The 6,927-nt window shown below is 62.8% G+C and carries 7 protein-coding genes, 1 tRNA gene and 1 riboswitch; of the genes, 6 read left to right on the forward strand and 2 right to left on the reverse strand.

All coding sequences use genetic code 11. The features are described 5' to 3' along the window. The first annotated feature begins 79 nt into the window (after window positions 1–79). The 3 genes from NKH97_RS28165 (at window position 80) to NKH97_RS28175 (ending at window position 2,318) form a co-directional block, all read left to right on the forward strand. Window positions 80–164: transfer RNA gene (locus tag NKH97_RS28165), tRNA-Leu, on the forward strand. A 191-nt stretch (window positions 165–355) separates the two neighbouring features. Next, entirely contained in the window at window positions 356–1,774 is a 1,419-nt protein-coding gene (mgtE, locus tag NKH97_RS28170; protein ID WP_023812369.1) for a magnesium transporter, read from the forward strand. A 157-nt stretch (window positions 1,775–1,931) separates the two neighbouring features. Further along, a complete protein-coding gene (locus NKH97_RS28175; protein WP_027034793.1) occupies window positions 1,932–2,318 on the forward strand; it encodes a MerR family transcriptional regulator in 387 nt (128 codons plus the stop codon). Window positions 2,319–2,570: 252 nt separating this feature from the next. Here the strand turns inward: NKH97_RS28175 and NKH97_RS28180 are convergent, their stop codons facing one another. After that, complete coding sequence (locus NKH97_RS28180) at window positions 2,571–3,047, reverse strand: methyltransferase family protein (RefSeq protein WP_128304413.1); 477 nt, start codon at window positions 3,045–3,047, stop codon at window positions 2,571–2,573. Beyond that, window positions 3,044–4,042, reverse strand: coding sequence for a heparan-alpha-glucosaminide N-acetyltransferase (locus NKH97_RS28185; RefSeq protein ID WP_352439838.1), 999 nt, complete (start codon window positions 4,040–4,042; stop codon window positions 3,044–3,046). The genes NKH97_RS28180 and NKH97_RS28185 overlap by 4 nt, the downstream gene beginning before the upstream one ends. A 223-nt stretch (window positions 4,043–4,265) precedes the next feature. Between NKH97_RS28185 and NKH97_RS28190 the strand changes: the two genes are divergently transcribed. From NKH97_RS28190 to NKH97_RS28200, 3 genes are all read left to right on the forward strand, one after another. Beyond that, on the forward strand, window positions 4,266–5,465 hold the full coding sequence (locus NKH97_RS28190) for an MFS transporter (protein WP_352799212.1): 1,200 nt from the start codon (window positions 4,266–4,268) through the stop codon (window positions 5,463–5,465). Window positions 5,466–5,530: 65 nt separating this feature from the next. Continuing rightward, a riboswitch (cobalamin riboswitch) is annotated at window positions 5,531–5,725 on the forward strand. A 36-nt stretch (window positions 5,726–5,761) separates the two neighbouring features. Further along, the gene (locus tag NKH97_RS28195; protein WP_027034790.1) at window positions 5,762–5,941 is read left to right on the forward strand and encodes a CbtB domain-containing protein; all 180 of its coding nucleotides are present in this window, start codon (window positions 5,762–5,764) and stop codon (window positions 5,939–5,941) included. A 15-nt stretch (window positions 5,942–5,956) separates the two neighbouring features. Then, on the forward strand, window positions 5,957–6,772 hold the full coding sequence (locus tag NKH97_RS28200) for a CbtA family protein (RefSeq protein WP_352799213.1): 816 nt from the start codon (window positions 5,957–5,959) through the stop codon (window positions 6,770–6,772). The last annotated feature ends 155 nt before the right edge of the window (window positions 6,773–6,927 follow it).

Below are 6,927 nucleotides of genomic sequence, written 5' to 3' on the forward strand. Positions count from 1 at the left end.
TTATTGCTTGCCGTGCACTTGTTTCGCCGGAAACGATTTGCTACACGCCGCGAGCCGGTCGGTTCCGGCTCTACCACGTGCGGTCGTGGCGGAATTGGTAGACGCGCAGCGTTGAGGTCGCTGTGGGGCAACCCGTGGAAGTTCGAGTCTTCTCGACCGCACCATTCTCTTCCCAGAGTCCGATTTGTACCGGTCTCGCCCGCTGCGGGCCGGGCGCATTTCGTTTGATATTCCCGCACTTTACGCCACTTTCTTTCTGAGCGTCGGATTCTCCCAAAACCGGTTTCCCCTTTTGGGTCCGATGCTCTAGACCTGATTTGCACCTTTTCCGGGATTCTTGTGGCGGGAGGCGCTGGTGGAAGGCGAGCACGAACGGACGACCGGCGCCAGGGCCGCCGAGGACAACCACGCCGATATCTATGGCGAGGACGGCGCCGTGCTTTCGTCCTTCCTTGCGCGGATTGGCGCGGCGATCGCCGACCGCGACACGCTGACCCTCAAGCATGAAGTCGACGACCTGCACCAGTCGGAACTCGGCGACCTGCTCGAGGCGCTGCATCCCGAACAGCGCCGCGCGCTGGTCGAACTCCTGGGCGCCGATTTCGACTTCTCCTCGCTGACGGAGGTCGACGAGGCGATCCGTATGGAGATCGTCGACAATCTGCCCAATGCGCAGATCGCGCAGGCGGTGCAGGAGCTCGATTCAGACGACGCCGTCTACATTCTTGAGGATCTCGACCAGGAAGACCAGGACGAGATCCTGTCGCAACTGCCGTTCACCGAGCGGATCAGGCTGCGCCGCTCGCTTGATTATCCCGAAGAGACGGCCGGCCGCCGCATGCAGACCGAGTTCGTCGCGGTTCCGCCGTTCTGGACGATCGGCCAGACCATCGACTACATGCGCGAAGACAACAACCTGCCCGAGCGCTTCAGCCAGATCTTCGTCATCGATCCGAGCTTCAAGCTGCTCGGCGCCATCGACCTCGACCAGATCCTGAGGACCAAGCGTTCGGTCAAGGTCGAGGAAGTGATGCACGAGACGCGGCACGCCATTCCGGCCACCATGGACCAGGAAGAGGCGGCGCGGGAATTCGAGCAGTACGATCTTTTATCGGCCGCGGTCGTCGACGAGAACGAACGGCTGGTTGGCGTTCTGACCATCGACGATGTCGTCGACGTGATCCAGCAGGAGGCCGAGGAAGATCTGATGCGCATGGGCGGCGTCGGCGACGAAGAGCTTTCCGACAGCATCTTTTCGACCTCGCGCTCACGCGTTCCGTGGTTGCTTATCAACCTTCTGACCGCGTTCCTGGCGGCGTCGGTGATCAGCCTGTTCGACCGCACGATCGAACACATCGTGGCACTGGCGGTGCTGATGCCGATCGTCGCCGGCATGGGCGGCAATGCCGGCTCGCAAACCATGACCGTCACCGTGCGGGCGTTGGCGACCAGGGATCTCGACATCTACAATGCCGGCCGCATCATTCGCCGCGAGATGGGTGTCGGCTTCATCAACGGCATCGTCTTCGCCATCCTGATCGGCATCGTTGCCGCAGCCTGGTTCCGTGACCCCAATCTGGGCGGCATCATCGCGGCGGCGATGATCATCAACATGTTCGTGGCCGCCCTGGCCGGCATCCTGATCCCGCTGCTGCTCGATCGTTTCAAGATCGATCCGGCGGTCGCTTCGGCGGTCTTCGTCACCACGGTTACCGACGTCGTCGGTTTCTTCGCATTTCTCGGCATTGCCACGTGGTGGTTCGGTGTGCCCTGAAGGCACCCCTTTTGGCTTAATTGACTTTTACGTAAATGCCGTGCGAGGCTTGCGCGGGGCGCCATGTCGATTCCGGCATGGCATGGGTTTTGGTTCGGGACATAAGGGTGACGCCGGCATGGCGATCGCCCCTTGGTTTCGGCGTGCGGGAGTGGCAATGCGAGAATATTATTCGATCACCGAGTTGACCCGCGAGTTCGACGTGTCGACGCGGACGCTGCGCTTTTACGAGGACGAAGGGCTGGTGCAGCCGGTGCGGCGTGGCCGCACGCGGCTGTTTCGCCCCTCCGACCGGCACCTCATCCGTCAGATCATGCGCGGCAAGAGGCTTGGTTTCTCGATCAACGAAATCCGCGAAATCATCCAGATGTACAGGGAGCCGCCCGGCGAAGTCGGCCAGCTCAACCTGATGATCAAGCGCATCGAGGAAAAGCGCGAGGATCTCCGGCAGAAGCGCCGCGACCTCGAGGAGACGCTGGCTGAACTCGACCAGGCCGAGGAGTCTTGTGTGGAGCGGCTGGTCGAGCTTGGCGTGAATACCTGAGCGGACTGGATTCTATCGCGCGTTAGCGTTCGGAATGAGCGGAAACGTCTATTCCTTCTGCAATGCACCGCGACGGCGCAGAACTTTGCTCCGCTGCACTCCTAGACCGAGGTCACGGCATGGATCCTAGGGTCTCCGCGACGGAGCTGCGCTCCTGCTTCGCCCTAGGATGACGAAGTTCGCAAGACTTAGGCTAATCGCCGAAGTGTGCACCTGTCAAAACCTCTCCGCGATGGAAACCGGAGCGCCAGCTCAAATCCAGCGGCGCACGCGTTTCGCGTAGTCGCGGTATTTCTTGCCGAATTTTGCCGCCAGCATCTTTTCCTCGCCTTCGATCGCCATTTTTTGCGTGGCATAGGCGGCGATGAAGGCGAGCGGCAGGAACCACACGATGCCCGAGACAAAGGCGACGCCGATCAACAGCAGGGTGTTGGCCAGATACATCGGATTGCGGGTGATGCCGAAGGGACCCGTGGTGACAAGGTGATCGGGCACAGCGTTGGGGTTCAGCGTGGTCTTGGCCCGGATCATCGTGCGGATCGCGGTGAACCAGAGTGCGGCGACGGCAAACAGCGCCACCCAGCCGGCCGCGAACAGAATATCGCCCAGCAGGTCACCGATCCAGGGCAGGGGATAGAGCAGGCCCAGCGCGATGCTGATGGCGATGGCGGCGGTGTAGATCAGCGGCGGCCACGGTATGAGCCCCGGCTTCGGCTGGTTCTCGGTCATTTGACCCCTTCCTCCATCAACTTGCTGTCCGTCTTGGCGGTACACATGCCGGCGAGATCGGACAGATGCGTCTTCCATTCCGCAGTCTGGTCGTTGTTGTAGAGCCGATCAAGCGTCGCCTCGCCCTCGAGCGTATCGAGCATGCAGACACAGTAGCTCGTACAGAACTCGGTGTCGCGCGACTGCTCGCAGGACAGCTGGCAGGTTTTGAGGAAATTCACCTGCGGGGTTTCGACCTGCGCCGGCATGATCTGCGAGAACAGCCAGACGCAGCCGATCAGCAATGGCTGGTGGATCAGGTAGAACGCCAGGCTGTGCCGGCCGATAAAGACCAGCGGGTTGGCCCAGCGACCGGGCGCCAATTCGGCAAGCCGGGTAAGCACGCCTGAACCGGCGGCGAGTTTCGTCACCGCGATGCCCGCAAGCACGGCGCCGAACCATGGAAACAACGGAACGTAGTCGTTGGAGCGTGGATTGTTCGCCGACAGGCCTACCCACCACAGCCATGGGTGATCGAACGCCTCGAGGCGCAGATAGACAGGCGCCGCAATGACGAGCGCGGCGACGACAAGCGTCAGCAGTGCCGGCAGCCGCAGAAAGGCGAGGCCGAGCAGGCTGGCCAGCGCGATCTCGTGCAAAATGCCGAAGAAGATGAATCCATCCGGCGTGGCGATACGGGTGACGACCGATATCGCGATCGCGGCTCCGGCGACCATGGCGAACCGCTTCCAGAAGCCGTTCCAGCGGATTTGTCGGCCATGGGCGAGATACAGGCTGACGCCGACCAGGAACAGGAAGGTCGAAGCGATGCCGCGCGCGTAGATCTTCCACCAGCCGAAGGCGGTCAGGCCGGGATCGGTGTAGCCGAAGAACTCCAGGTCCCAGGTGAAATGGTAGCTTGCCATGGCGATCAGCGCGATGCCGCGCACGATGTCGATGGCGACGATGCGCTTTGGTCGATCCTGAACGGGTGCGGTCGGCGTTTGGATGCTCATGGTCTCGCATTCTGATTCACCCCCGCTGGAGGACTATCACGGTTGCCCCGCACAAAAGAAGACCGGCAATCCTGCCGATAACGCCGGATCGGCCGCGGCATTGGGCCAGTGCCGGGAAGCCTTTGGCCGGCTTCGCTTTTGCCGGATGCACGTCGGTTTCCTCTTATTGGCACTGGGGTCGCCACGTCAGATTTCACCCGGTGAATCTGCTTCGGGGAAAGCAATGTCCACCCATGTGCGCCATCCGATCTGGCTGCCGGCTCTCAAGGCCGCGGACGCGCGCACCTTCGCGTCGCTCTATGCGGTTGAATCCTTCGCCCGCGCCACGGTGTCGAGCGTCATCCCGATCCAGGCCTACGAGATACTGCACAACGAGCAGATCGTGTCGATGCTCTACACAGTCGTGGCGATGCTCGGCCTGTCGGTGACATTGTTCATGCCGATGCTGATCCGCCGTTTTGCCCGCCGCTGGGTCTACACATCAGGCGCCTGCCTGCTGGCCGTCGGCTCGCTGTTCTTCGTCACCGACACGCTCGCCGGGCAACTGGCCGGCATGCTGTGCCGGGTGATGGGCGCCAGCGCGCTGTCGATCACGCTCAACCTCTACATCATGGACCACATCCGCAAGACCGACTTCATGCAGGCCGAATCGCTGCGCATGGCGTGGTCGATGCTGGCCTGGACCGGTGGGCCGACGCTCGGCATCTTCCTCTACACGCGCTTCGGCATCTATGCCGCGCATGGTGCGGTCGCGGTGTTCGCGTTTGCCCTGCTGGCGCTGTTCTGGACCTACCGCCTCGGCGACAACCAGTCCATCCGTCCGGGCAAGACGCGCCCTGTCAATCCGCTCGCCAATATCGGCCGTTTCGTCGCGCAGCCCAGGCTCAGACTGGCCTGGCTGATTGCCTTCGGCCGCTCCTGCTTCTGGACGACGTTCTTCGTCTATGGGCCGCTGTTCATGGTCATCACGGGCGAGGGCAAGCTGGCCGGTGGCCTGCTGGTTTCGGCCGGCAACGCGCTGTTGTTTATGGCGATTTTCTGGGGCAAGGCAGGAAAGCGCTTTGGTGGCCGCGGAACCATGACATTTGCCTATTTCGCCATGTCAGCCGCGCTGCTGGCGGCGGGCTTCGTCGGCGAAACCGTGCCGTTGCTTACCGGCGTCTTCCTGCTCTGTGGTGCCTTCTTCACCATTGCGCTCGACGCCCTCGGCTCGACCGCCTTCATGCGCTCGGTGCGCTCCTATGAAAGATCTCAGATGGCAGCGGTCTACCGCACCTATCTCGACTTTTCCGAGTTGACGCCGCCGCTGGTCTATTCGGTGGCGCTGGCCTTCTTCGGCCTGGGCTCGGTGTTCGTCACGCTCGGCCTGCTGGCGGCGGTCTGCGGCTTTGTGACGTGGCGCTATCTGCCGAAATCACTTTGACCTTCATGGCGCATTCGCAATGGTCACCGGCGGAATTTGGTTTGCCGGAAGCGAGGATTCTGCCTATAGTCACCGGTGTCGCCGGTTCCATTTTGGAGCCAAGAGGGAATGCGGTGAGGGCGAATTCGCCCAATGCCGTGGCTGCCCCCGCAACTGTGTGCGGTAGTCCTCTCCATATGCCACTGAAGATTTTTCTTCGGGAAGGTGGGGAAGGATGCTGATCCGCGAGCCAGGAGACCTGCCGGCGACAGGAAACTGACTTCGATGCCCTCGGGTGGAGGGCGAAAGGACAAGACATGACTACCGCTTCCGTCTCCCTCGGCGCCTCCGTCTCCTCGCAGTCGCGCTTCATGCAGCTCGCGCTCGCCGGGCTGCTCGGCATTTTCGTGATGGGCTTTGTCGGCTTCTCGCATATCGATGCGGTCCACAACGCGGCTCACGACTATCGCCATTCGATGGCGTTTCCCTGCCACTGACGAGGGGCTGACATCATGAATCTGTTTCGCAACGTCGTGTTCATCGCGGCGATCGCAGGGCTCGTGGCCGGCGTCGTTCTCGCCTGCATGCAGGCCTACGCCACCGTGCCGCTGATCCTGAAGGCGGAAGTCTACGAACAGGCGGGCGGCGGCCATGAACATGAGCACGCTACCGCTCCGGCGGCGCCTGCCGATGCCACCAGCGGGAACGCGATGAGCTCGGCCGCACCGGCAACAAATTCCATGAGCGCTGCCACGCCGGCACCGGCGGAAGCGGCCGCACCCGCGGAAGACGAAGGCTGGGCGCCGGCAGACGGTTTCGAGCGTTTCGCCTTCAGCGTGCTTGCCAACATCGTCACCGGCATCGGCTTCGCCTTGATCCTGGTCGCGGTCTCCGAATTCGCCGGCGGCATCGGTGGCTGGCGCCAGGGCGTGTTCTGGGGCCTTGCCGGCTTTGCCGTGTTCACGCTGGCACCGGGCCTCGGCCTGCCGCCGGAATTGCCTGCCATGCCGGCCGCCGATCTCACCCAGCGGCAGATCTGGTGGTGGGCAACGGTGGCGGCAACCGCTGCCGGTCTCGGCCTGATCGCGTTCCGCAAGTCGCTGCCGCTGGCGATCCTTGCCGTCTTTTTGATCGTCGCACCGCATGTTGTCGGTGCACCGCAGCCCGACAGTTACGAGACGGCGATTCCGGAAGGGCTGCATCACCAGTTCGTGGTGGCGGTGACCGTGACCAACCTCGTGTTCTGGCTGGTGCTCGGCGCGGTCGTCGGTGTGGTGCGTGGCCGCTTCACCGGCACCGCGGCCAGCCTGCGCGACAGCTTTGCCTGATCGCAAGACACTGACCTTCCTCATCGGCGGCGGGCCCGACCGCCCCAAGCCGCCCGCCGCAAATTTTTGGACCCCCAATTCGCCCCCCCGCGGCAAATTAGCCCCCGCGCCACCCCGGGGATGCCAGCTGCATTGACCCAAACCCTATGCCCCCA

It is taken from the genome of Mesorhizobium sp. M0870, assembly GCF_040319775.1.
Classification (GTDB): domain Bacteria; phylum Pseudomonadota; class Alphaproteobacteria; order Rhizobiales; family Rhizobiaceae; genus Mesorhizobium.

Coding starts and splice junctions, on each gene's coding strand:
- NKH97_RS28175 (WP_027034793.1), top strand. CDS start 1,932: ATGCGAGAATATTATTCGATCACCGAGTTGACCCGCGAGTTCGACGTG.
- NKH97_RS28180 (WP_128304413.1), bottom strand. CDS start 3,047: ATGACCGAGAACCAGCCGAAGCCGGGGCTCATACCGTGGCCGCCGCTG.
- NKH97_RS28185 (WP_352439838.1), bottom strand. CDS start 4,042: ATGAGCATCCAAACGCCGACCGCACCCGTTCAGGATCGACCAAAGCGC.
- NKH97_RS28190 (WP_352799212.1), top strand. CDS start 4,266: ATGTCCACCCATGTGCGCCATCCGATCTGGCTGCCGGCTCTCAAGGCC.
- NKH97_RS28195 (WP_027034790.1), top strand. CDS start 5,762: ATGACTACCGCTTCCGTCTCCCTCGGCGCCTCCGTCTCCTCGCAGTCG.
- NKH97_RS28200 (WP_352799213.1), top strand. CDS start 5,957: ATGAATCTGTTTCGCAACGTCGTGTTCATCGCGGCGATCGCAGGGCTC.